Origin of the sequence: Elstera litoralis, assembly GCF_000963705.1 — a bacterium.
Lineage (GTDB): Bacteria > Pseudomonadota > Alphaproteobacteria > Elsterales > Elsteraceae > Elstera > Elstera litoralis.
This window is the reverse complement of sequence record NZ_LAJY01000702.1, coordinates 1-1,128: the sequence shown is the minus strand read 5'-3', so window position 1 is coordinate 1,128 and position 1,128 is coordinate 1. Positions and strand designations below refer to the sequence as shown.

The following is a 1,128-nucleotide window of genomic DNA, read 5'->3' as shown; positions in this document are numbered from 1 at the left end:
CACTTGCAATAGCGTTACTACTAAATCCTAAAGCGATTAGAATTATTGTGATATGCCCAATATGCATATTAAACACTCCATATGGTAGCCTTATAGGAACTCTCTCACAATTTTTTCGATCAATAAATAGCTATGGCGATATATCAGGGTATCGCGTGGTAAATGCGGTGCGATGGTTGGAAAGCTTTCTTGTGGTGATGACTGCGAGCGCCGGGGGCTGCCCGTTTTTATCTTCCAAGCCTAATTATTGGTCGCGCGGAATTTTCCCGCTCAAGGCCAGCGACGCGCGCAGCGTATCGTTGATGCGCGTCTGCCAGCCGTCGCCGCTGGCGCGCAGGGCGGCGAGGACATCGGCATCCAGGCGGATTTTGACGGCTTCCTTCGTTGTCGCCTGTTTGCTGCCCGCCGGACGCCCGCGCCCCCGGCTTACGATTTCCTCCGGCGTATGGATTTGCGCAAAAACTGCCCGCCTTGGCCTCGGCGAGCGACGCGCGCAGGCCGGGCAAGGCTTCGCCCGCATCGGCTTCGATAGCGGCGGCGATTTTCTCGACGTTTAGGGTCTTCAAGTTGTTCATCATATTATCTCCGCTGAATGTCCCCGGCCTTTACGGTGGCGCGCGCGGCTTTGGCATAGACCATCAGCAGCAGCACCACTTCATCGGCGGACAGGTGGAAATAAATCACCCGAACGCCGCCCCGCTTGCCCGTTCCAGACCGCCCCCACCGAACTTTCCGCGCGCCCTCGGCCCCAGGGATTACATCCCCGGCGTCGGGGTTCCGGGCGATCCAATCGATAAAGGCGTGCCGTTCGTCCCGATCCCAGACTGCCTCGGCCTGCTTCTGGAATGTCGGGGTTTCGATGACGGTTCGCATGGATTGATTGTACACCCAAAAAAATGAGTGGGCGATTTGTTTCGGCGGCTGGGTCTGGGTAAATAGAGGTTAGCGGGCATAGTCGCAGCTTCGGAATGCGTTTGATTGCAGATGCTCGATGCCGTTACACTTTAAGGACGGAATTGGTCGCAAGCTGCATCCCGATAGACCGCATGGTTGGGATGCCGCTGAAGGGATAAGAGTATGGCAAAAAAAATGACCGGTAAGATTACTGCAAGAAAAATAAGGTTTATT

Annotated in this window: 2 protein-coding genes; both read right to left on the bottom strand. The window is 55.2% G+C overall.

The annotated features are described in order from the left end of the window. Positions 1 to 244: 244 nt before the first annotated feature. Complete coding sequence (locus VZ95_RS19120; RefSeq protein ID WP_045777279.1) at positions 245 to 520, bottom strand: BrnA antitoxin family protein; 276 nt, start codon at positions 518 to 520, stop codon at positions 245 to 247. 59 nt (positions 521 to 579) lie between these two features. After that, positions 580 to 873 carry a hypothetical protein gene (locus VZ95_RS19115; protein ID WP_045777278.1) on the bottom strand — a complete coding sequence of 98 codons (294 nt, stop codon included), beginning with the start codon at positions 871 to 873 and terminating at the stop codon, positions 580 to 582. Positions 874 to 1,128: the final 255 nt, after the last annotated feature.

Excerpts from the sequence above, each read along its gene's own strand:
- VZ95_RS19120 (WP_045777279.1), bottom strand. The coding sequence starts at position 520 with ATGCGGGCGAAGCCTTGCCCGGCCTGCGCGCGTCGCTCGCCGAGGCCA.
- VZ95_RS19115 (WP_045777278.1), bottom strand. The coding sequence starts at position 873 with ATGCGAACCGTCATCGAAACCCCGACATTCCAGAAGCAGGCCGAGGCA.